General features: G+C 68.3%; 20 protein-coding genes and 1 pseudogene. 11 read left to right on the top strand and 10 right to left on the bottom strand.

Features of this window, described 5'->3' with window-relative positions; genetic code table 11:
* Positions 1-163: 163 nt before the first annotated feature.
* From AQI88_RS33435 to AQI88_RS33420, 4 genes are read left to right on the top strand one after another with little or no spacing between them, the layout of a single operon-like run.
* Entirely contained in the window at positions 164-1123 is a 960-nt protein-coding gene (locus AQI88_RS33435) for a metal ABC transporter substrate-binding protein (RefSeq protein WP_067006496.1), read from the top strand.
* A 20-nt stretch (positions 1124-1143) separates the two neighbouring features.
* A complete protein-coding gene (locus AQI88_RS33430) occupies positions 1144-1911 on the top strand; it encodes a metal ABC transporter ATP-binding protein (protein WP_067006493.1) in 768 nt (255 codons plus the stop codon).
* Complete coding sequence (locus AQI88_RS33425; protein ID WP_067006491.1) at positions 1911-2813, top strand: metal ABC transporter permease; 903 nt, start codon at positions 1911-1913, stop codon at positions 2811-2813. Before AQI88_RS33430 ends, AQI88_RS33425 begins: the two co-directional genes overlap by 1 nt.
* A gap of 60 nt (positions 2814-2873) precedes the next feature.
* A complete protein-coding gene (locus AQI88_RS33420) occupies positions 2874-3284 on the top strand; it encodes a Fur family transcriptional regulator (protein ID WP_067006488.1) in 411 nt (136 codons plus the stop codon).
* 88 nt (positions 3285-3372) lie between these two features.
* On the opposite strand, the gene AQI88_RS33415 is transcribed toward AQI88_RS33420, so the two are convergent.
* Genes AQI88_RS33415 through AQI88_RS33400 form a run of 4 tightly spaced genes read right to left on the bottom strand, consistent with a single transcriptional unit; the run spans position 3373 to position 6619 of the window.
* A complete protein-coding gene (locus AQI88_RS33415; protein WP_067006681.1) occupies positions 3373-4701 on the bottom strand; it encodes a histidine-type phosphatase in 1329 nt (442 codons plus the stop codon).
* A gap of 37 nt (positions 4702-4738) precedes the next feature.
* Positions 4739-5587: an isoprenyl transferase gene (locus tag AQI88_RS33410; RefSeq protein WP_067006485.1), complete on the bottom strand. Its 849-nt coding sequence runs from the start codon at positions 5585-5587 to the stop codon at positions 4739-4741.
* Between the two features lie 20 nt (positions 5588-5607).
* A complete protein-coding gene (recO, locus tag AQI88_RS33405; protein ID WP_067006481.1) occupies positions 5608-6354 on the bottom strand; it encodes a DNA repair protein RecO in 747 nt (248 codons plus the stop codon).
* Positions 6355-6403: 49 nt separating this feature from the next.
* On the bottom strand, positions 6404-6619 hold the full coding sequence (locus AQI88_RS33400; RefSeq protein ID WP_067006678.1) for a hypothetical protein: 216 nt from the start codon (positions 6617-6619) through the stop codon (positions 6404-6406).
* A gap of 306 nt (positions 6620-6925) precedes the next feature.
* Between AQI88_RS33400 and AQI88_RS33395 the strand changes: the two genes are divergently transcribed.
* From AQI88_RS33395 to AQI88_RS33375, 5 genes are read left to right on the top strand one after another with little or no spacing between them, the layout of a single operon-like run.
* Positions 6926-8560: an ABC transporter substrate-binding protein gene (locus AQI88_RS33395; RefSeq protein WP_067006478.1), complete on the top strand. Its 1635-nt coding sequence runs from the start codon at positions 6926-6928 to the stop codon at positions 8558-8560.
* Between the two features lie 4 nt (positions 8561-8564).
* Positions 8565-9521: an ABC transporter permease gene (locus AQI88_RS33390; protein ID WP_067006475.1), complete on the top strand. Its 957-nt coding sequence runs from the start codon at positions 8565-8567 to the stop codon at positions 9519-9521.
* Positions 9521-11494 carry a dipeptide/oligopeptide/nickel ABC transporter permease/ATP-binding protein gene (locus tag AQI88_RS33385; protein ID WP_067006472.1) on the top strand — a complete coding sequence of 658 codons (1974 nt, stop codon included), beginning with the start codon at positions 9521-9523 and terminating at the stop codon, positions 11492-11494. The genes AQI88_RS33390 and AQI88_RS33385 overlap by 1 nt, the downstream gene beginning before the upstream one ends.
* A complete protein-coding gene (locus AQI88_RS33380) occupies positions 11491-12498 on the top strand; it encodes an oligopeptide/dipeptide ABC transporter ATP-binding protein (RefSeq protein WP_067006467.1) in 1008 nt (335 codons plus the stop codon). The genes AQI88_RS33385 and AQI88_RS33380 overlap by 4 nt, the downstream gene beginning before the upstream one ends.
* A complete protein-coding gene (locus AQI88_RS33375) occupies positions 12495-13421 on the top strand; it encodes a dihydrodipicolinate synthase family protein (RefSeq protein ID WP_067006462.1) in 927 nt (308 codons plus the stop codon). Before AQI88_RS33380 ends, AQI88_RS33375 begins: the two co-directional genes overlap by 4 nt.
* Here AQI88_RS33375 and AQI88_RS33370 read toward each other — a convergent pair.
* Together AQI88_RS33370 and AQI88_RS33365 are read right to left on the bottom strand one after the other, a co-directional pair.
* Positions 13418-13612, bottom strand: coding sequence for a DUF397 domain-containing protein (locus tag AQI88_RS33370; protein ID WP_067006675.1), 195 nt, complete (start codon positions 13610-13612; stop codon positions 13418-13420). The two genes, AQI88_RS33375 and AQI88_RS33370, sit on opposite strands and share 4 nt — an antisense overlap.
* 8 nt (positions 13613-13620) lie before the next feature.
* A complete protein-coding gene (locus tag AQI88_RS33365) occupies positions 13621-14475 on the bottom strand; it encodes a helix-turn-helix domain-containing protein (protein ID WP_067006459.1) in 855 nt (284 codons plus the stop codon).
* 207 nt (positions 14476-14682) lie between these two features.
* Here AQI88_RS33365 and AQI88_RS33360 point away from each other — a divergent pair, with 207 nt between their 5' ends.
* Complete coding sequence (locus AQI88_RS33360) at positions 14683-15099, top strand: ATP-binding protein (RefSeq protein ID WP_067006456.1); 417 nt, start codon at positions 14683-14685, stop codon at positions 15097-15099.
* A pseudogene (locus AQI88_RS33355) lies at positions 15099-15955 on the top strand (RpnC/YadD family protein). The gene AQI88_RS33360 and the pseudogene AQI88_RS33355 overlap by 1 nt, the downstream one beginning before the upstream one ends.
* Before the next feature lie 5 nt (positions 15956-15960).
* On the opposite strand, the gene AQI88_RS48025 reads toward AQI88_RS33355, so the two are convergent.
* The 4 genes from AQI88_RS48025 to AQI88_RS33340 form a co-directional block, all read right to left on the bottom strand.
* Positions 15961-16125 carry a hypothetical protein gene (locus AQI88_RS48025; RefSeq protein ID WP_244184440.1) on the bottom strand — a complete coding sequence of 55 codons (165 nt, stop codon included), beginning with the start codon at positions 16123-16125 and terminating at the stop codon, positions 15961-15963.
* A gap of 228 nt (positions 16126-16353) precedes the next feature.
* Positions 16354-17112, bottom strand: coding sequence for a hypothetical protein (locus tag AQI88_RS46185; RefSeq protein WP_159050455.1), 759 nt, complete (start codon positions 17110-17112; stop codon positions 16354-16356).
* A 226-nt stretch (positions 17113-17338) separates the two neighbouring features.
* Positions 17339-17758, bottom strand: a complete 420-nt coding sequence (locus tag AQI88_RS33345) for a hypothetical protein (RefSeq protein WP_067006453.1) — start codon at positions 17756-17758, stop codon at positions 17339-17341.
* A 472-nt stretch (positions 17759-18230) separates the two neighbouring features.
* Positions 18231-21759: DUF6531 domain-containing protein (locus AQI88_RS33340; RefSeq protein WP_107118740.1), on the bottom strand; the 3529-nt coding region annotated here is incomplete at its 5' end.

Below are 21759 nucleotides of genomic sequence, written 5' to 3'. Positions count from 1 at the left end.
GCTCTCTTCATTACGACGACGGGCGTTGAAGCGAGATGCTTCCAGCTTGCGAATGATTCAGGTTACCGGCGCAGGCTCCCCCTCGGCCAAATCGGCCCCCCTGTTCTGCGGCCCCCACCAGCCTTGTTGACAACGGTTTCCATATTTGTTGAAAATGACTGTCATGAACGTACGACGACGCCTCATATCGGGGTCCGCGGTCGCGGCCGCCACCGCCCTGGGCCTGGGCGCCATCTCCGCCTGCTCCACCGACAGCGCCGCCGCGGGCAACACGGGCAAGTTCGACGTCGTCACGTCGTTCTACCCGATGACCTTCCTCGCCGAGCGGATCGGCGGCAGCCACGTCCACGTCACCACTCTGACCACCCCCGGCCAGGAACCGCACGACCTGGAGATCAGCCCGCAGCAGATCGCCGGGATCGAGCAGTCCGACGCGGTCCTGTACCTGAAGAACCTCCAGCCCTCCGTCGACAACGCGGTGGCCCAGTCCCCGGTCAAGACGAAGATCGACGCGGCCTCCCTGACCACGCTGGAGGAGCACGGCAACGAGGTCGGCGGCCACGCGGCCGCGCACGACACGCACCCGGGCGAGGAGTCCGGCGGCAAGGACCCGCACCTCTGGCTCGACCCGGTGCGCTACGCCCAGGTCGCCGAGGGCGTCGGCAAGGCCTTCGAGAAGGCCGACCCGGACCACGCGGCCGACTACAAGAAGAACACCGCGGCCCTGGTGAAGCAGCTGGACGACCTGAACACGCAGTTCAAGGACGGCCTCGCGCACACCAAGACCAAGGTCTTCATCACCACGCACGCCGCCTTCGGCTACCTCGCCGAGCGCTACGGCCTCACCGAGGAGGCGATCAACGGCCTCGACCCCGAGTCCGAGCCGAGCGCCGCGCGCGTGAAGGACCTGGAGGACATGGCCAAGGCCGACGGCGTCACCACCGTCTTCTACGAGACCCTGGTCAGCGACAAGACCGCGAAGACCGTCGCGGGCGACTCGGGCCTGCGCACGGACGTGCTCGACCCGCTCGAGGGCATCACGAAGAAGTCCCGGGGCACCGACTACTTCTCGGTCCAGGAGGCCAACCTCAAGGCGCTCCAGCAGGCCCTGGGCGCCAAGTGACCGGCAGGGAGGACGACACCATGGGCGAACCCGTCATAGCCATGCGCGGGGTGAGGGCGGAACTCGGCTCGCGCCCTGTGCTGCGCGGCATCGACCTCACCGTGCGCCGCGGTGAAGTCGTCGCGCTGCTCGGCGCGAACGGCTCCGGCAAGTCGACGGCCGTGCGCAGCGTCATCGGCCAGGTGCCGGTCAGCGGCGGCACGATCGAGCTGTTCGGCACCCCGCGCCGGAGCTTCCGGAACTGGGCGCGCGTGGGCTACGTACCGCAGCGCACGACCGCCGCCGGCGGAGTCCCCGCCACGGTGACCGAGATCGTCTCCTCGGGCCGTCTGTCCCGCACCCGCTTCGGCGTCTTCCGCAAGGCCGACCGTGCGGCCGTGCAGCGGGCCCTGGAGCTGGTCGGCATGGCGGACCGCGCCAAGGACTCCGTGGACGCACTCTCCGGCGGCCAGCACCAGCGCGTCCTGATCGCCCGCGCCCTGGTCGCCGAGCCCGAACTGCTGATCATGGACGAGCCGATGGCGGGCGTCGACCTGGCCAGCCAGGAGGTGCTGGCCGCGACACTGCGGAAGCAGGTCGCCCAGGGCACCACGGTCCTGCTCGTCCTGCACGAACTGGGCCCCCTGGAGCCCCTGATCGACCGGGCGGTCGTCCTGCGCGACGGCTGCGTCCTGCACGACGGCCCGCCACCGAAGGCCCTCGGCCAGCACGCCCTGCCCGGCCACGACCACGTACACCCGCACGCACCCGCGGGCGCCGAACCGATCCGCACGGGACTGCTGAGCTGATGGACCTCCTGAACTACGCCTTCATGCAGCGGGCGCTCATCGCGGCCGTCCTGGTCGGCATCACCGCGCCCGCCATCGGCATCTACCTCGTCCAGCGCCGTCAGCCGCTGATGGGCGACGGCATCGGGCACGTGGCGATGACCGGCGTCGGCCTCGGCTTCCTGCTGCACGCCTCGCCGGTGTGGATGGCCACGGCCGTCTCGGCGCTCGGCTCGGTGCTGATGGAACTGATCCGCTGGTACGGCAAGACGCGCGGCGACATCGCCCTCGCGATGCTCTTCTACGGCGGTATGGCCGGCGGCGTGATGTTCGTCAACATCGCACCGGGCGGCTCCAATGCGAACCTGATGTCGTACCTGTTCGGCTCGCTGTCGACGGTGGCCCCGTCGGACGTCACCGCCATCATGATCCTGTCGGCGTTCGTGGTCGCCGTCACCCTGGGCCTGCGCCGCCAGCTGTTCGCGGTCAGCCAGGACGAGGAGTTCGCCAGGGTCACCGGGCTGCCCGTGCGCGCCCTGAACCTGCTCACGGCGGTCACCGCGGCGGTCACGGTGACCGTGGCCATGCGGGTGGTCGGCCTGATCCTGATCTCCGCGCTCATGGTCGTACCGGTGGCCGCCGCGCAGCAGCTCACCCGCAGCTTCGCCGCGACCTTCGCCGTCGCCGTCGCCCTCGGCGTCACCGTGACGATCAGCGGCACGATCACCTCGTTCTACCAGGACGTGCCGCCCGGTGCGACGATCGTGCTGCTCACCATCGCCGCGTTCGTCGTGCTCACGGCCCTGGCGACCCCGCTGGCCCGCCGACGCGCCCGCGCTGCCGCCACGGCCGAGCCCGCGGGCGACCCCGCAGAGTGCTCGATTCCGGCCACGCGGGAGGCCGCGGACGAGATCGGCGTCTGACCGCTCGCAGCCCGGACTGGCACAATGGCCCGGCAGACGCGAGAGGTGAGGAGGCAACTGGTGACGACCGCTGGACCGCCCGTGAAGGGCCGCGCCACCCGGCAGCGTGCCGCCGTGGCGGCGGCGCTGGACGAGGTCGACGAGTTCCGCAGCGCGCAGGAACTGCACGACATGCTCAAGCACAAGGGCGACTCGGTCGGCCTGACCACGGTCTACCGCACCCTCCAGTCCCTCGCCGACGCCGGCGAGGTCGACGTCCTGCGCACCTCCGACGGCGAGTCCGTCTACCGCCGCTGCTCCACCGGCGAACACCACCACCATCTGGTCTGCCGCACCTGCGGCAAGGCGGTGGAGGTCGAGGGTCCGGCGGTGGAGAAGTGGGCGGAGGCGATCGCGGCGGAACACGGGTACGTGAACGTGGCTCACACGGTGGAGATCTTCGGCACGTGCTCTGATTGCGCGGCAGGCTGAGCGCCGTGCAGGGTGCGGACCGTTGCCCGCTGCGGGTCCGTCGTGGTTGATCGCGCAGTTCCCCGCGCCCCTTTGGGGCACTCGTAGCTCAGGCGCGCCCGAAGCACCGCTCCAGTTCGTCCAGGTCGTAGAAGACGATGCCCTTCGCGAGGGGACGGCAACCGGGCTTGAAGGCCGTCTCCTGCTCGTTGTAGAGCATGCGGACCAGGTAGCGGTCGTCCTTCTGGAAGACGTCCCACTGGATGTTCGCGCCCAGCGGGGAGACGGACGCGCCCCGCCAGGGGTTGTCGGCGTACGTGTACGGCTCCCCCGGCGTCGCCGGTGACGTGCTGCCCGGCAGGCCCATCAGCGCCGCCAGCGGGATGATCTCCTCGGCGTGGGTGAAGCGCAGCTCGGCTCCGAGGTCGCTGGTGCCGTCCCGCTTGGCCTCGGCCTGCTCGAAGAAGTCGTCCAGGAGGACGCCGGCCATCTTGTAGGTGATGTCGCTGTCGGCGAAGCCGGGACCCTTCTCGTAGAAGTCCTCGGCGTCGCTCAGGTACCCGAACCAGGCGGCGTCGGAGCGGGAGAGGTACCGCTCCATGCCCCAGCCCTGCCCGTCGGGGCTCTCCTCGCTCATGGCGGGTGCGATGGCGTACAGGTCGTAGACGGCCTGGGCGGCGGGGACCTGGCCGTCGATCTGCTCGACGAAGGGGTCCTTGAAGATCCGGCGCAGGACGCTGCGGGCGGCCTGCTGCGTTGTGGGCTGGTCGGTGACCGACTTCAGCGTGGCGGCCAGGCGCTGGTCGTGCGCGAGGTAGTCGCGGTACGCCGCACCGCCCGCCGCCTTGTGGAAGTACAGCAGGTCCTTGTCGGTGCGGGCCGGACCGATCAGCGGCGTCAGCGCCGGGTCGGTGTCGGCGAGGGCGCCCGCGAACACGTTGCCGCTGTCCACGGCCCGGCCCTGCCCGGAGCTGACGACGTCGATCTTCTCACCGTCGGAGGCGATCCTCCCGAACAGGGACGGCAGCCGCTGCTGCATGCGCACGGCCGTGTCCCTCAGCTCCTGCCTGCCGCGCCCGCTGAGGTTGCCGTGGCCGACCTTCGCCATGGCGGCCAGCAGGGCCCGTACCCTCGGCCCGAACTCCTCGCCCCTGCTGGTGAGTTGGCCCTGCTGCTCGGCTTTGTCCCACAGCGCGAGGATCAGGTCGCCGTCCTCGCTGTCCGTGGCCGCGCGCGAGCCGTGCCGGGAGGCGTTCTCCGTGAAGACGGGGACGAATCCGGCCGGGGGCCGCTGGTAGGTACGCGGACTCTGCTGCGGGGCGTACGGGGCCTTGGTTCCGTAGCTGTCGCGGTGCGCCGGCTGCTGGTCGGCGGCCTGCGCGGGCAGGGCTGTGACCAGCAGGGCGCACAGGGCGAGGACGGGGGTCAGGCGTCTCATGGACGGATCGTCGACGATCTCCATGAACCGCCGGTGGCTACGAGGTGGACTTGCCCTTCATGGCGGCCTCCATGGCGAGCAGTTCCTCGTTCGGGACGGCCCCGCCGAAGCGTCGGTCCCGGGAGGCGAACTCGAGGCACGCCCGCCACAGGTCACGGCGGTCGAAGTCGGGCCACAGCACGTCCTGGAAGACCATCTCGGCGTACGCGCTCTGCCAGAGCAGGTAGTTGGAGGTGCGCTGCTCGCCGCTGGGGCGCAGGAACAGGTCGACGTCCGGCATGTCCGGGTAGTACAGGTACTTCGCGAGGGTCTTCTCGTTGACCTTCGACGGGTCGAGGCGGCCCGCCTTCACGTCCTCGGCCAGCGCCTGGGCGGCGTCGGCGATCTCGGCGCGGCCGCCGTAGTTCATGCAGAAGTAGAGGGTGAGCAGGTCGTTGCCCTTGGTCTGCTCCTGGGCGACCTGGAGTTCCTTGGCGACCGACTTCCACAGCTTGGGCATGCGGCCCACCCAGCGCACCCGGATGCCGAGCTCGTCGAGCTGGTCGCGGGTCTTGCGGATGAAGTCGCGGTTGAAGTTCATCAGGAAGCGCACCTCGTCGGGCGAGCGCTTCCAGTTCTCGGTGGAGAAGGCGTACAGCGAGATGTTGCGGACGCCGATCTCGATGGAGCCCTGGAGCACGTCGAGCACCCGCTCGGCGCCGACCTTGTGGCCCTCGGTGCGGGGCAGCCCGCGCTCCTTGGCCCAGCGGCCGTTGCCGTCCATGACGATCGCCACGTGGTTCGGGACCAGCTCGCCGGGGAGCTTCGGCGGGCGGGCGCCGGACGGGTGTGGCTGCGGCGCCTTGAACTCGCGGCGCTGGCGTCCCAGGATCCCGCGTACGACCATGTGCTTCTCGTCTCCCTTGGTTACTTTTCCACGTACCGGAGGGAGCGCAGCCCGCGCTCCAGATGCCAGTGCAGGTAGGCGGACACCAGCCCGCTGCCCTCCCGGACGTAGCGCGCCTCGCACGCGTCCGCCGTCTCCCAGTCTCCCGTAAGCAGCGCGCCGAGCAGTACCAGGGTCTGCGGGGAGGGTACGACACTGCCCGGCACCCGGCAGTCGACGCAGACGGAGCCGCCGGAGGCCACCGAGAAGAAGCGGTTGGGCCCGGGCATCCCGCACCTGGCGCAGTCGCCGAAGCTGGGCGCGTAGCCGTTGACGGCCAGCGAGCGCAGCAGGAAGGCGTCCAGGACGAGGTGCGGGGCGTGCTCGCCGCGGGCGAGGGTGCGCAGGGCGCCGACCAGCAGCAGGTACTGCTGCACGGCCGGCTCGCCCTCATGGTCCGTGAACCGCTCGGCGGTCTCCAGCATGGCGGTGCCGGCGGTGTAGCGCGCGTAGTCGGTCACGATGCCGCCGCCGTACGGAGCGATCGTCTCGCTCTGCGTGCACAGCGGCAGCCCGCGTCCGACCAGCTCGCTGCCCCGCGCGAAGAACTGCACGTCGACGTGGGAGAACGGCTCCAGCCGGGCCCCGAACTTCGACTTGGTCCGCCGCACCCCACGGGCCACGGCCCGCACCCGCCCGTGCCCGCGCGTGAGCAGAGTGATGATCCGGTCCGCTTCTCCCAGCTTCTGGGTGCGCAGCACGATGCCGTCGTCGCGGAACAGACTCATGGCTCCATTCTGCCCGCCCGGGCCGCATCCCAGGGCCGCGGGCCTGCCTTCAAGGCACCTCGCCCCGGCTGCGCGCGTTGGCGTGGGCCGTCGCCGCACTCAGCTTCTCGGCGGGGGTGGCACGGCGGACGGCCTCCGGTCTCGCATCCCACTCCCGTCCGCCGCCGTACGGCCGCAGCTGCACATACGGCCCTTCGTACCCCATGACGAAGCCGAGGCGTCCGGTACGGGTGTCGACGGCACAGGAGCCGACCGGAAGTTTCATCGCGTCCACCTCCGGTGGCTCCCCTGCCCCCGGCAATTTCACGCTTCGCATGCCACTGGTGGCCCAGCGTGCCTACACTCGGCCGGAGTCTGTCCTCATGACGTGCAGCACGGATCCGCGGATGCCGGGGTCAACTCGCCTCCCGATTCGGCCATTTCACCCCTTCATTGGTGCGACCTGTGGCGGCTACGCCATTCGTGTGTGATCCCTTGACCGCCCCCACGGGCCCTCCTATGGTCGCGCTACCGACCGGACGTAGGACGTCGTATCTCCCACCCTCCCCTCCCCAACCTCGCTGGAGGAACCGTGCGCGACGACGTGACCCACGGCGTGCCGGCACCGCGCCGCCGCTCGTTCCTGACGTACACGGGGGCGCTGGGCGCGGCCGCCGTCCTTCCGCCGGCGCTGGCGGGCTGCTCCGCCGGTCCGGAGTCCACGAACGACACCGGGAGCGGGGGCAGCGGCAAGGACCGCACGCTGACCGCGGTGATCGGGTACGGCAACGACGGCAGCTGGGATCCGACGCAGACGGCGTCCGCCTTCGCCATGGCCGCCAACAACCACATCTACGAGGGGCTGCTCGACACCGACCCGATCTCCCGGGTGCCCTACCCGGCGCTCGCCACCACGGTGCCGACGGACCCGAATGCCACGACCTGGCGCTTCACCCTGCGCTCCGGTGCGACCTTCCACGACGGCAAGCCCGTCACCGCCGACGACGTCGTCTTCGTCTTCGACCGGATCCTCGATCCGAAGACCCAGACCCTCACCAAGGGCTTCTTCGTGAGCTGGCTGAAGGAGGCGCGGAAGGTCGACGCGCGGACCGTCGAGCTGGTCCTGAAGTTCCCCTTCCCGGACGGGCTCGCCCGGCTCACGCTGGCCAAGGTCATGCCGAAGCACGTGTTCTCCCGGCCCGGTGCCTGGGACGACGCGATCAAGGGGCTTGCGGTGGGCTCGGGGCCGTACCGGCAGACCGCGCACCACCCGAAGTCGAACACCACCTTCGAGGCGTTCGCCGCCTACAACGGCCCGCGCAAGCCGGCGTTCAAACGGATGAACTGGCTGACGATCGTGGACGCGGCGCCGCGCGTGGCGAAGATCTCCGGGACCGGCGCGGGCGCGCAGATCGCCGACAACATCCCCTACGCCAACATCGCCCGCCTGGAGCAGGGCGGTCTGAAGGTCGCGGGCGGGGCCGGGATGAACAACCTGTTCCTGATGTTCAACACGCAGCACAAGCCCTTCGACGACGTGCGCGTGCGGCAGGCGCTGCACTACGCGATCGACACCGAGAAGATGGTCCGGGTAGCGCTGAAGGGGCACGGGAAGCCGGCGTCCTCGTTCCTCAACGAGGACAACCCCAGCCACCGGCGGGCCAAGACCGTCTACGACTACGACCCCGCGAAGGCGAGGGCCCTGCTGAAGGCCGCGGGGGTCAAGGGGCTGAAGGTCGAGATCCTCGCCGTGAACGTCAGCTGGATCGTGGACTGCCTGCCGACCGTCAAGTCCTCCTGGGACGCGATCGGCGTGGAGACGACCCTGGCCCCGCAGGAGACCACGGCCGTGTTCACCAAGATGGACCAGAAGCAGGACTACCAGGTGGTGGCCGCGGCTTCCAATCCCAACCAGTTCGGGCTCGACGCCGACCTGGTCATGCACTACAACTACGGGCCCGACAACCTGTGGATGCACTACACCCGGTGGTCCGGCGACGCGGTCGCGCGGCAGCTCTTCAAGGACATGGACCGGGCGACCCGGGAACCCGACCCGGCGAAGAAGAAGGCGATGATCCAGGACTACATCGACGTCGTCGCCGAACAGGCCGTGCTGTATCCGGTCGTCCACAACGAGCTGATGACGGCCTGGGACCCGCGCAAGCTCACCGGGATAAGGCCGCAGCCCTACCCGGGCATCAACCTGCTCCAGGCCGCGTGGACCTAGCGGCATGACGGCCGTCGTACGGATCCTGCTCCGCCGTATCGCCCTGCTCGTGCCGCTGCTGCTCGGGATCGTGCTGTTCGTGTTCCTGGTGATGCGGTTCTCCGACGTCGACCCGGCCTCCGCGTTCTTCCAGGGCGCGAACCCGACCCCGCAGCAGCTGCACGACTTCCGGGAGCGAGGCGGCCTGCTGGACCCGCTCCCGGTGCGCTACGTCCATTTCGTGGGCGCCCTGCTCCACGGCGACCTGGGCACCAGCGCCCTGACCCGGGCGCCGGTCGTCGACCAGGTCACCACCGCGCTGCCGCTCACCCTCCAGCTGACCTTCCTCGGCCTCGGCATCGCGGTCGTACTGGCGCTGGCCGGTGGCGTCACCGCCGCCGTCTACCGCGACCGGCTGCCGGACCAGGTCATCAGGGTCGTCTCCCTCGTCGGAGTCGCAGCCCCCGGGTTCTGGCTGGCCCTGCTGATGATCCAGTACCTGGCAGTGGACCGGGGCTGGTTCCCGACCGGCGGCTACATCAACCCGGCCGACTCCCCCACCGGGTGGCTGAAAACGATGGCCCTGCCGGCGCTCGCCCTGTCCCTGCCGGTGGCCGCCCAGCTGACCCGGATCGTGCGGACGTCCGTGGTGGAGGAGCTGGACAAGGACTATGTGCGCACCGCCATCGGCAGCGGGCTGCCACCCCGGGTGGTCGTCGGCCGGAACGTGCTGCGCAACGCGCTCGTCAACCCGCTGACGGTGCTCGGCCTGCGCGTCGGCTATCTCCTCGGCGGCGCGGTCGTCATCGAGACGATCTTCTCGCTGCCCGGCATGGGCAAGCTGATGATCGACGCCGTGCAGAACGGCGACCCGGCGGTGGTGCAGGGGGTCGTCCTCACCACGGCCACCGGGTTCGTCGTCGTCAACCTCGTCATCGACATCCTCTATCTGCTCGTCAACCCACGTCTGAGGGCGGCCTGATGGTCACGCGCGCGAGCCTCACCGAGCGGCTCTCCCGGCCCGGCCTCCGGCTGCGCGCCTGGCGCCGGCTGCCGCTGCTGTCGAAGGCCGCCGTCTGCTTCCTGGCCCTCGTCGTCCTGGTCGCCGTACTCGCCCCGGTGCTCGCCCCGGACGACCCGTTCGACCAGCAGGTCCCGGTCGGCGGCACCGGGCGCCCCTCGGCCGTGCACTGGATGGGCCAGGACAGCCTCGGGCGGGACCTCCTCAGCCGGCTGATGTACGGCGCCCGCTGGTCGCTGGCGATCGGTCTCGGCGCGACCGCGCTCGCGCTGGTCGTCGGCGCGGTGATCGGGGCGCTCGCGGCCACCTCCCGCAAGGGCGTGGACGAGACGCTGATGCGCTGCCTGGACGTGGTCATGGCGTTCCCGGGCATCGCGCTCGCGGCCGTGCTGGTCGCCGTCTTCGGCGGCGGGATCACCGTACTGATCTGCGCGATCGCCTTCCTGTTCACCCCGCCGGTCGCGCGGGTGGTGCGCGCGAACGTCCTCGACCAGTACGGCGAGGACTACGTCACCGCGGAACGCGTGATCGGCGCCCGCACCCCGCACATCGTGCTGCGGCACGTGGCCGTCAACTGTGCCGCCCCGGTGCTGGTGTTCTGCACGGTCCAGGTCGCCGAGGCCATCGTCTTCGAGGCGTCGCTGTCCTTCATCGGCGCGGGCGTGCGGCCCCCGGACCCCTCCTGGGGCAGTGTCATCGCCGACGGCAAGAACATGGTGCTGACCGGCGGCTGGTGGGCGACCGTGTTCCCCGGGCTGCTGATACTGCTGACCGTCCTGTCCCTGAACATCCTCTCCGAGGGCGTCTCGGACGCCTGGGCCGCCCCGGCGGCCCGGGAGGTGGAAGCGCCCGAGGACCGCCTGGAGACACCGGAACCCGGCACCGGCGAGGTGCTCCCGCTGCCCGGCCTGGCCGAGGCCGCCGCGCGGCTGCGGTCCCGGGCCCGGCCTCCTTACGACCGTGGCGGGCAGCCGGTGCTCACCGTGGAAAACCTCGCCATCGGCTTCCCCGGCCGGCACCGGGGCGTGGACATCGTCGACGGCGTGAGCTTCGAGGTGCACCCCGGCGAGGTGCTGGGCCTGGTGGGCGAGTCGGGCTGCGGCAAGTCGCTGACCGCGCTCACCGTCATGGGGCTGGAACCGAAGGGCGCCCGGGTGCGCGGCCAGGTCCGCTTCCACCAGCGGGACCTGCTCGCCGAGCCGATGCGGGTACGGCGGCGGCTGCTCGGCCACGAGATGGCGATGGTCTACCAGGACGCCCTGTCCTCGCTGAACCCGGCGATGACCATCCGCGCCCAGCTGAAGCAGCTCGTACGGCGCGGCGGCCGCCGCAGCCCGCACGAGCTGCTCGCGATGGTCGGCCTCGACCCGGACCGCACCCTGCGCAGCTACCCGCACGAACTCTCCGGCGGCCAGCGCCAGCGGGTCCTGATCGCCATGGCCCTCTCCCGCGACCCCGCCCTGATCGTTGCCGACGAGCCGACGACCGCCCTGGACGTCACCGTGCAGGCCCAGGTGATGGAGCTGCTGCTGCGGCTGCGCGCGGAACTGGGCTTCGCGCTGATCCTGGTCTCGCACGACCTGGCGCTGGTCGCCGACGTCACCGACCGGGTGGTGGTGATGTACGGCGGGCAGATCGTGGAGACGGGCGTGACCCCCGACCTGCTGGCGGCGCCGGCCCACCACTACACACGTGGCCTGCTCGGCAGCGTGCTGTCCCTGGAGTCGGCCGAGGAACGGATGACGCAGATCAGAGGGGTCGTACCGGCCCCCGCCGACTTCCCGGCGGGCTGCCGCTTCGCCGACCGCTGCCCGCTCGCGACCGAGGTCTGCCACACCACCGCCCCCGTCCTCACGGGCACGGCCACACACGCGACGGCCTGCCACCACCCGGCGGTATCGCTGACGTCGGCAGAGAGCGAGGCCCTTCAGTGACCGCTGTCGTGGAGGTACGGGACGCCCACGTCGTCCACAGGGCCCGCGGCGGCAGCCTGTTCACCCGCGACCGGGTGTACGCCCTGACCGGCGCCGATCTGACCGTGGCGCCGGGCGAGACGGTCGGTGTGGTCGGCGAGTCGGGGTGCGGGAAGTCGACGCTGGCGCGGGTGCTGGTGGGCATCGAGCGGCCGGTCTCCGGGACGGTGTCGTTCCGGGGCCGCGACCTGTGGTCGATGCCGGCCGCCGAACGCCGGGCCACGGTCGGCGCGGGCACCGGAATGATCTTCCAGGACCCGTCGACCGCCCTGAACCGCAGGCTGACGGTACGCCGCATCCTGCGCGACCCGCTGGACGTCCACGGGCGCGGCACCAGAACCGAACGGGAGCTCCGGGTAAGGGAGTTGATGGCCCTGGTGGGCCTCCCCCGCGCCCTCGCCGACGTACTTCCCGGTCAGCTCTCCGGCGGCCAGCGCCAGCGCGTCGCCATCGCCCGCGCCCTCGCCCTGGACCCAGGCCTCGTCGTCGCCGACGAGCCGACCAGCGCCCTGGACGTCTCGGTCCGCGCCCAGATCCTCAACCTCCTCCTGGACCTGAAGGAACGCCTCGGTCTGGCCCTGGTGTTCGTCTCGCACGACATCCAGACGGTACGGCGGATGAGCGACCGGGTGATCACCATGTACCTCGGCCGGATCGTGGAGGAGACCCCGGCCGCCCGGGTGACCGACGCCGCTCGGCACCCCTACACCCGCGCCCTGTTCTCCGCGACCCCCGGCCTGCTGGACCCCATCGACCCGATCCCGCTGACCGGCCCGGTGCCCTCGGCGACCCGCCCGCCGAGCGGCTGCCCGTTCCGCACCCGCTGCTGGAAGACGGACGAGGTCTGCGCGGGTTCGATGCCGGACTTCTCGGCCGCGTCACAGCCCGGACACCGCTACCGCTGCCACCATCCTGTGGAGGAGGACCAGTCGACCCGCGACCTCGTACCCCGGGAGCCCAGATGACCTTTCCCGCCCCGCTGACCGGTGTCGTCCCGCCCGTCTGCACCCCCCTGACACCGGACCGCGAGGTGGACGTCCCCTCGCTGCTCAGGCTGGTCGAGCATCTGGTGGAGGGCGGGGTGCACGGGCTGTTCGTGCTCGGCTCGACCTCCGAGGCCGCCTTCCTGACGGACCGGCAGCGCCGGCTGGTGGTGGAGACGGTCGTGGGCCACATCGGCGCACAGCTGCCCGTCCTGGCCGGTGCCATCGACATGACCACCCCACGCGTCCTCGACCACGTCACGGCGGTCACCGCCGCCGGCGCGCAGGCCGTCGTCGTCACCGCCCCCTTCTACGCCCGCACCCACCCCTCCGAGATCGTCCACCACTACCGCAGGATCGCGGCCGCGAGCCCGGTCCCGGTGATCGCCTACGACATCCCCGTCGCCGTGCACACCAAGCTCCCCGCAGAGCTGGTACTCGGTCTCGCCGCCGACGGTGTGCTGGCGGGACTGAAGGACTCCAGCGGAGACCTGGCCGCCTTCCGGGAGGTCGTCACCGGCGCCCGCGCCCACGCCGGCTTCAGCGTCCTGACCGGCTCCGAACTGACCGTCGACTCGGCGCTTGCGCTGGGCGCCGACGGAGCGGTACCCGGCCTCGCCAACGTCGACCCGCACGGCTACGTCCGCCTGTACCGCCTGTGCCGGGCGGGCGACTGGGAGGCCGCGCGCAGCGAACAGGAACGGCTGTGCGCACTGTTCGGAATGGTCGGCGTCGGGGACCCGGCACGGATGGGCACCAGCTCGTCGGCCATCGGCGCGTTCAAGGCTGCGCTGCATCTGCGGGGCATCATCGACTGCGCGGTGACGGCGGAGCCGCAGGTGCCGTTGTCGGGGGACGAGGTGGCGAAGGTGGGGAAGTTCTTGGCGGGGGCGGGGCTTCTCTAGGGCCGGGTGGTCTCCTTCAGGGCTTCGATGAAGGGGGTGAAGGCGCCGGGTGGGAAGGTGAGGGTTGCTCTGGACGGGGTCTTTGAGTCGCGGATGGATATGTGGGTCCGGCGGTCGGCTATCTCCACGCAGTTGTTGCCGTCGCCGCCGCCGGAGTAGGACGACTTCCGCCAGTTGCCGAGGGTGGTCATGGTGGGTTTCACAGTTCCTTGGCCAGTCTGTGGATGAAGTCACGCGAACGCATGGGAGCGAGCGACGCTGCTTCTACTCTACGAAAGAGTGTTCGCAGGACGCCGAGTTGCGCCTCGGAATCGATGAAGCCGGTGCCGTGAGGGGCGTCGCGGGCGGCTGTGTCCAGCCTGGGCACGGCACCGCCTGCCAGCATCATGGGACTCCACGCCCCACCGAAGCCATCCAGGTCGAAGGGGATCACGCGCACGGTGATGTGGTCCGCTTCCGAGAGCTCCAGGACGCGGGCGAGCTGGACGCGTGAGGTGGCGCGATCACCGAGCCTGATGCGCAGTGCTGCCTCGTGAATGACTGCCTCGTACGGGATGAGAGCAGGCCCTTCGAGGACGACCTTGCGTTGCATCCGGTGGCGGACTCGCAGCTCCACCTCGTCCTCCGGTAGCACGGGAACTCTGGAAGAGAACGCGGCGCGGGCGTAGCCCTCGGTCTGGAGCAAGCCAGGGACGAACAAGAACTCCACGTCACGCCGGTACGTGGAATGGTGCTCCAGCTCGACAAGGTCGAGGAACGGCGTGGGCAGCCGCTCCCGGTACTCCTCCCACCAGCCACGCGTACGATCGGTTGCCCAGGTGACCAAGGCCTCGATCAACTCTTCGTCGGTGCATGCGTAGTTGATGGCAAGGCGGCGCAGACGCTTCTCGCTTACGCCGGAGAGACCGGACTCGATCTGGTTGATCTGGGTGGAACTCACCCCAAGCAGTGCTGCCGCTTCGCGGCCCGTGAGGCCTGCCGCGTCGCGAAGTCGGCGCAGCTCGACGCCCAGACGCAATTGACGTGCTGTTGGTTCACGCCTCAACCCCGCCATGAACTGGCTCCTCGGCTCAACGCACCTGTAGACGCAACTCGTTCGAGGGCCAGATTACGCGATCGACTTGCTCGACCTGTAAATCCAGGTCTACCGTCGGTGACGTAGCGCACACGTAGCGGAAGTGCACCGTGTCGTCCTGCCATGGCGGCTACGGCAATGCCACCGCGCGCCAAATCCATCCCCTTGCACTGGAGTTGATGACGCATGCCCGAAAACGAAGCCTGGGACTACACCCTCCACATCCCCAACGACCTCAGAGCAGTCACCGTCTGCCGCCGCACCCTGCGTCTGATCCTGACGATGCACGGGCTGATCGGACTGGTCGACACCGCTGAACTTCTCGCGACGGAGCTGGTCTCCAACGCCGTACGGCACACGAAAGGGCCGGCGGCGTTGCGGGTGCGTCGGACGGAGGCGGGGGTGGTGTGGATCGGGGCGTGGGACACGGACCCCGGACCACCAGAGCCGCCGCTGCCATTGGGGCAGGCGGGGGAACTGGAGGAGGCGGGGCGGGGGCTGGGGCTGGTGGTGGCTTGTGCGGAGCAGTGGGGCTGGCAGCCGTCGGCGCGGTTCGGGAACCGGGGCAAGTACGTGTGGTGCGAACTGACGGGTGCAGCGTGATGGTGGGTTCGTCGCACGAGGCGCTGCACCGGATCTTCCAGAAGGACCCGGCGCTGCTGACGCGGGCGTTACAGAAGGTGCTGGATGTCCCGTTCCCGGAACCCCGCGAGATCGCCGCGCTGAACGTGGACCTGACCGAGATCGAGCCGGTCGAACGCCGCGTGGACACCCTCCTGAGGGCGGAGACGGACGAGGGCACGTACCTGCTGGTGGTGGAGTCACAGGGAAAGGTGGACGACCGCAAGCGGGGCAGCTGGCCGTACTACCTCTCCTACCTGTACGAGAAATACCGCTGCGAACCGGCTTCCCCGGCTGGTACTCCCTGACGGTACGCCCACTCGTACTCGGTCCCGACAACGTGCCAGTGATCGCCGACGAGAGACAGGCCGAGCGGGACGTACCCCTTGCGGTGCTCTCGGCTATGACACACGGGCGCGGCCCGGGTGCCGCCGCCGTACTGGAATCCCTGGCATCCGCCCTGGGGACCATCGACCCCGACAGCGCCGCGGGGTTCGTGCAGTTCGTCGACTCATGCCTGGCCGACCCCCAGGCGAAGCAGATGCGGAGGGACCTGATGACGGCAATCCAGTACTTCTGGCGACACCCGCTGGCAGAGCAAGTGCGCGAGGAGGGCCGAGAGCAGGGCCTGGAGCAGGGCCGCGAGGAAGGCCGGGAAGAAGGCCGTATCGAGGATCGCCGGGAGATGGTCCTCCGCATCGTGGAATGGCGAGGCATCCCGGTGCCCGACGACTTCCGCGAGCGGGTGAGCGCCTGCACGGACCTGGACCAGCTGGAGGTCTGGGCTCAGCGCGCAGTGCACGCCACCGAGGCGGTGGAGCTGTTCGCCGAGGAGTGAGTGGATCACGAGCGTGGCTGCAGCCAGCGACGCGCGGCGGCCAGGGTCACCTCGATGTCGTCGCTCCATGAACAGACTTCCAACCACGACAGGTAGCCGCCCTGCGCGAAGACCAGGACTTCACCGGGGCACTCGCCGGCCTCGGTGAAGAGCTGCGCTTCGGCCGCCACGACAGTGCGGGGGCCAGTGGGCGCAGGCTCCACCTCACTGGTGTCGAGTGCGAAGTAGGCGGTACCGCACCCGCATGTGCAGCGCGATCGCACACTCAGATGCGGTACCTACTCTCGGAGTGCGGCATGAACGGGATTACCCGTACTCAGGACTGCCGAAAGCACGTAGGCCACGTCAGCAGGCAGACTCTCAGCCATCCCGTCACGATATCTGACCATTCGCGATACCTACCTCAAAAGGTCGTCCTCGAAGGGGTCACCATAAGTGCCCCACCGGAAGTTGTAATCACCCTTTTCTTCGCCGAATTCAACGCACAGTCCGCGATCGGGAAGGTCAAATACTTCCCTGACCCAGCCATCCATGGCCAGCGCCACCATTTCTGATCGGAAATGAGTCACCGAGTAGGTGAACGAAGTGACGCGCACAGTGAGGCCTTCCGGATGCCGGGAAAGCAGATCGGATGCATGCACTGCCAGCCCGAAGGAAAGCCAGGAAGCATCCCGCCAGTGCATACCCTTGGGCAGTGTCAGGTAAGTTTTCCGATCGACCTGCAGATAGAACTCCCCATCGGCATCCGGGTCCACCCAATCGGCTTCCAGGTCGGCGGCGAGGCCACCGAGTGGACTGCGGAGGCGGTATTTGAAGATATGACTCATGCCGACTGATCCTCGTCCAAGCGCAATGCTCCACACGTCACCTTGACCTGGCCATTCATCACGCTCCGAGTCGTCGTCGACAACGAAGGCCGAGACTTTGGCATCCGCATTCCGGTACTCAAGAAAATCTCCCTGCACTACGCGTTGCAGTGAAGAGTCAGACATGGAAGACAGAAATTTCTCCTTCAGTTCAAGCCAAGGCATGTACTCCTCAAAGGATACGCCGGAATCGGCAGGGATTTCGCGGAGAAGGTCACGGTTGCCTGGCAAACGATGCAGTTCAAGTGTGACACCCGTCAAAACCCATTGGTTCGCGTCCACCTTCGCCAAAGAAATCTCAATCCACCCATAGTCCCTCCGGGCATCAACTCCACCCCCACCGAGCTCTTCGATATATTCCCACGTAAAGGATCGATTTACATCCGATACCGAAGATCCGAGGCCGATGTCAAATATTCGGCCAGTAGCCACCAGCTTTGCACATAGTTCAAACCCAAACACGACACTCTCCGCCGCCAACTCCCTCGAAAGCCGCTTTCGAATTCTCATGCACGGTTCAAACGGAATAGGGATAAACATCGATCCGGGCTGCCGTGAATTCGATGGAGTCTCCAACCATCGGTTTGTCATCGTGGCCGGGCTGCACGGAGTTCGCGGGGGCCGCGAACTCCAAGAGAACGATGTCGGCGCCGACTCGGGCAGCCACCACGGAGTCTTCATCCACACCGGCCACGACACCCCTGATCCGTACTGGTGCCCCGGGGTCGCCGGACACCATTGCGCCGGGGCCGTCGACGGTAACCCAGTGGGTGACCTCGTCCGGGATGTCGACCTCGACATCCACAAGAGCACCCACCTGCGGCACCTCGGAGCCGCACCATTGAGCCCATGCCCTCCCAGACATACCGCTGAAGGCGATCACGGGCCCCTTTCCGGTCTCCGTGGCGGGCAACAGGTCCAGAATCTCGATGCGCACTACTTCAGTCCCGGTGACACTCGAACCATGGCGTTCACTCAATTCAGACTTCGTTGACGTATGCCGTCAGCTTTGAAATGAAGGCCCTGTCGGTGACGGTTTGAAATAGAAACATTGGCCGTAATGTCGGTTCCGAAGCCTTCCAGCGCAACCGCGCGGAGGTCACCCGATGAAATCTCGACTACCCCTCACTGGTTTGCGGGCCTACGGCATCTCCCATTTCACGACCCATTCCCCCTCAGTGAAAAACTGTTCCAACGAGACAAAATCTTCCACCCAGTAGTCTCCACACCCACGCGTAAATTCTCTATCGTGCGCCAGTAGAATAAGGTAACTAGGGGGCGAGTCGGGAAGCTCGTTAATCTTGACGAACTTCCCACTCTCTTCCCCGGAGACGATTCTTCCAACCTCGCCGATTCTAATCAATTACGTACCCTTCCCTTATGGCGGATGACGCGACGAACACCTGATCTTACTCGATCAAGGGCACGTGATTGTTGACGACAGCCTTCTTGGCGCCGGGACTCTCAAAGATCTCAAAGTGCACGTGAGGAATATCAGGCCAGTGATTTCCTTGTAGTGAATCAGGGTCCATGCGGAACTGGCGTAGCCCATCGGCACTCCGGAAGACACCGCGACCTTGCCCCAGCTCGCGATAGCCGTCACCCAAGAACTTTTCGGCTGCGTTCAGTGCTTCGTCGGCGGTCATGGGGTGGTTGCTGACGATGCTGCCCTTGCCCATGTTGTTCCGCGTCTCGCTGACTGCTGAGTGTTCACAGGCATCGGGAGCAAGACCGAGCGGATCGATCCACATATGAGGGTTGAGCACATAGGTGACCGCGTTGGGGGCAGGTGTGAGACCGAGTGGATCCGGTATGAGGTATCGGGCGGTCTCGGGGTCGTAGTGGCGGAAGTAGTTGTAGTGGAGGCCGGTTTCCGGGTCGTAGTACTGGCCCGGGAAGCGCAGAGGTGTGTAGGCGGTGCTGTTGGCTGCCCATGTCGTCGTTCCCCACAGGGTGCGGCGGGTGTGCCAGGCGATGTCGCCGTGTTCGTCGATGAGTTCGCTGGGGGTGCCGACGGCGTCGGTGACGATGGCGAAGAATCGGGAGTCGATCTCGTCCTGGGATGCGTCCTCCGCGGTGATGCGCTCCGTCTGGGTCAGGGGGCGAAGATCCTGGTGATCCCAGGTGAGGGTGACCGGGTTGGGGAGGTCTGGGGACGTCGTGGTCTGTTCGCAGAGGGTGGTGCCGTCCCAGGTGAAGTCGACCCGTTCGACAACCGATTCACCGTCCGCCGCCAGGCGAAGCTTCGCCGTGCGGCGGCTCAGGGGGTCGTAGGTGTAGCGCCAGCGAGTGCCGTCGGGGGTCACCACTGACGTCAGCCGGCCCTCGGCGTCCCATTCGTAGCGCCAGGTGTCCGGCTTGCGGGACAGGCGGGTCTTCTGGCGGAGGGCGATGCGACCCAGGGCGTCGTGTTCGTAACGGACGTTGCCCGCGCTCGCGATGCGGGTGCCTGTGTAAGTGCGGGGGCCGACTGCCTCCTGCCCTGGATGGTCCGCCGGCCAGGACGCCTGGGTTTGGTTGCCCGCCTCGTCGTAGACGTATCGCTCCGTCCAGTCCGCCGCGTGGACCGCCGTCACTCGGCCCGCTGCGTCCAGGTCGAAGCGGCGCGAGCCGGTGAGTTGGTCGTTGATGCCGATCAGGTTGCCATCGGCGCCATAGCTGTACGTGCGGTGCTGAACCTTGCGGGCCTCGGCGCCAATGACAGACTGCATGGTCAGGCGGCCCAAGGCGTCGAAGCTGTGCTCAAGGGTGAGTGTCTCGCCGACACGGCGCGTCAGCTCGCGGCCCGCCACGTCGTAGTCGAAGTTGATCGCGCGCCCCGAAGCCACCATGCCGGTGCGGCGACCTGCGGCGTCGTACGACCAGGTGGTGGTGGCGCCAGTGGGGGTCGTGCGGCCGGTGCGGCGGCCCAAGGTGTCGTAGGTGTATATCAGGGTGCGGCCATTGACCGTTTCTGAGCGCAAGCGGCCGTAGCGGTCTCGGAGGAGGGCGAGGGTGGAGCCGTCGGGGCCCGTCGCCTGCGCCAGCTGATCGGTCAGGTCGTAGGCGTACGTCGTCACCTCGCCTGCCGCGTCCTTGTGGACGACCTGGCCCAGTTCGTTGCGCTCGAAGGTCACCACCTCGCCAAGAACGTTTCTGCGGGAGACGAGGCGGCTCGCGGCGTCATAGGTGTACGTCAGTGTGCGATCGTCGAAGTCCGTCTCCGTCGCCAGGCGACCCGCCGAGTCGTATTCGTATGTCCAGGTCAGACCCTGAGGGTTGGTGACCTGGGCCAGGCGAAGGGTCGGGTCGTGCTCGAACTCGTAGCGGGCGCCGTCGGGGCCGGTGCGGGCGGTCAGCAGGTCGAAGTGGGTGTATTCGAAGCGGGTGACTCCACCGATCTGGTCGGTGTGGGTCGTGCAGTTGCCTTCGCCGTCGTAGGTCCAGCGTTCCTCGGTGCCGTCCGGGTCGATGCGCCGAGTGGGTCTGCCCTCGATGGACCACTCCAGGCGGGTGACGGCGCCGAGTGGGTCCGTGAGGCTGGTCGTGCGCCCGAATGCGTCGTACTCGTAGCGGGTGAGTGCTCCGAGTGGGTCGGTGACCTCGACGGGTTGTCCGGCCGGGTTGCAGCGAACGTGGGTGGTGTTGCCCAGTGGGTCGGTGGCGGCGGTCAGGTGGCCAGCGGTGTCGTAGGTGTAGCGGGTCGTACCGCCCGTGGGGTCGGTGGTGGCTGTGCGGTTGCCCCAGGAGTCGTACTCGTGGCGGGTCACGCTCCCGTCCGTGCTCACGATCTTCGTGGGCAGGCCGAGTTCGTTGTAGACGGCCTTCGCCCGGCGTCCGTCGGGGCGGACGATCTCGGTCGGGTTCCCGGCTTCGTCGTAGGTGAAGGCGGTGGTGTGGCCGAGAGGGTCGGTCCGGGACAGCAGGCGGTTGTAGCGGTCGCGGACGTACTGCGTGGTGGCGCCCAAGGGGTCCGTCTCGGATATGACCTGGGAGCGTTTGTTGATCAGGAAGTGCGTCTGGTGGCCATGGGAGTCGGTCAAAGTAGTGACGTGTGTGCCCGTGGTCGGATCCGGGTCGCTGTAGACGAAGCGGCTGTGCACGTGGCCGGCTTCGCCCCACTGCTCGATGCAGCGGTCCTGGTCGTCGTAGACGTAGGTAAACCGGCTGTTGTTGGTATCGACCCAGGCCGTGATGCGGCCGCGGTCGTCATTTTCGAAGCGGAGCGGGGATCCGGAGGAGTTGATGACCTCGGTGAGGTACCCGCCAGCGTAGCCGTAACGCAGCACGGTCTCTGCCTGGTCGCCCTGTGCCAGGTACAGACCGGTGATACGACCGTCCTGCGTCGTCAGGTTCACGCGATAGCCGCAGCTGTGCTCGACGGAACAGGGTGTTCCCTCTGCGTCGTGATCGAAAGTGATCCAGTTCCCGTTACGGTCGTCGATCTGCCGCAGCAGGGCCAGAGATTCCGTCTGGTCCTCGAAGTGCCAGACCTGGCCCGTCTCGGGTGCCGTCACGGTGTAGCCGTCGGCGACCCGGTCCAACGGCCAGCGAGGGCCGCGCTCCGGCATGACGGGCAGGCCGGTTGCCGGGTGGGGATACGTAAGGAGCATCCCTTCCTCTGCGACGAACACCACGCCCTGCGCGTCGATCTCCAGTCGCATGTCCAGGGTGCTCGACCACTTCGGGCCGAACCAGCGCCCCGACCGGTAGGACGAATTGAAGTACCGGCGGAGGACCAGAGGCAGGTCTGCGGGCAGGGTCAGGTCCGTCTGCGGAAGCACCATGTATCCGGAGGCGACATCCACCGGGTCCTCACGGCACTCTTTCTTCTCGTGCTCCTGCGCGTGGGAGTCGGGATTCTCCTCCGCGTTGTCCCGGGCGGCGTTCCCTTCGGAATTCGCCGCCTCGCCTTCCGCCGCCCCGCGTTCCCCGGCCGCCGCTTCCTCGGCGCCCTTC

The organism is Streptomyces cellostaticus, from assembly GCF_001513965.1.
GTDB lineage: Bacteria > Actinomycetota > Actinomycetes > Streptomycetales > Streptomycetaceae > Streptomyces > Streptomyces cellostaticus.
This window is presented reverse-complemented; position numbering and strand designations above follow the sequence as displayed.

Excerpts from the sequence above, each read along its gene's own strand:
- AQI88_RS33400 (WP_067006678.1), bottom strand. The coding sequence starts at position 6,619 with ATGAAACTTCCGGTCGGCTCCTGTGCCGTCGACACCCGTACCGGACGC.
- AQI88_RS33415 (WP_067006681.1), bottom strand. The coding sequence starts at position 4,701 with ATGAGACGCCTGACCCCCGTCCTCGCCCTGTGCGCCCTGCTGGTCACA.
- AQI88_RS33410 (WP_067006485.1), bottom strand. The coding sequence starts at position 5,587 with ATGGTCGTACGCGGGATCCTGGGACGCCAGCGCCGCGAGTTCAAGGCG.
- recO (WP_067006481.1), bottom strand. The coding sequence starts at position 6,354 with ATGAGTCTGTTCCGCGACGACGGCATCGTGCTGCGCACCCAGAAGCTG.
- AQI88_RS33390 (WP_067006475.1), top strand. The coding sequence starts at position 8,565 with ATGACGGCCGTCGTACGGATCCTGCTCCGCCGTATCGCCCTGCTCGTG.
- AQI88_RS33435 (WP_067006496.1), top strand. The coding sequence starts at position 164 with ATGAACGTACGACGACGCCTCATATCGGGGTCCGCGGTCGCGGCCGCC.
- AQI88_RS33425 (WP_067006491.1), top strand. The coding sequence starts at position 1,911 with ATGGACCTCCTGAACTACGCCTTCATGCAGCGGGCGCTCATCGCGGCC.
- AQI88_RS33360 (WP_067006456.1), top strand. The coding sequence starts at position 14,683 with ATGCCCGAAAACGAAGCCTGGGACTACACCCTCCACATCCCCAACGAC.
- AQI88_RS33370 (WP_067006675.1), bottom strand. The coding sequence starts at position 13,612 with ATGACCACCCTCGGCAACTGGCGGAAGTCGTCCTACTCCGGCGGCGGC.
- AQI88_RS33375 (WP_067006462.1), top strand. The coding sequence starts at position 12,495 with ATGACCTTTCCCGCCCCGCTGACCGGTGTCGTCCCGCCCGTCTGCACC.
- AQI88_RS33365 (WP_067006459.1), bottom strand. The coding sequence starts at position 14,475 with ATGGCGGGGTTGAGGCGTGAACCAACAGCACGTCAATTGCGTCTGGGC.
- AQI88_RS33430 (WP_067006493.1), top strand. The coding sequence starts at position 1,144 with ATGGGCGAACCCGTCATAGCCATGCGCGGGGTGAGGGCGGAACTCGGC.
- AQI88_RS33385 (WP_067006472.1), top strand. The coding sequence starts at position 9,521 with ATGGTCACGCGCGCGAGCCTCACCGAGCGGCTCTCCCGGCCCGGCCTC.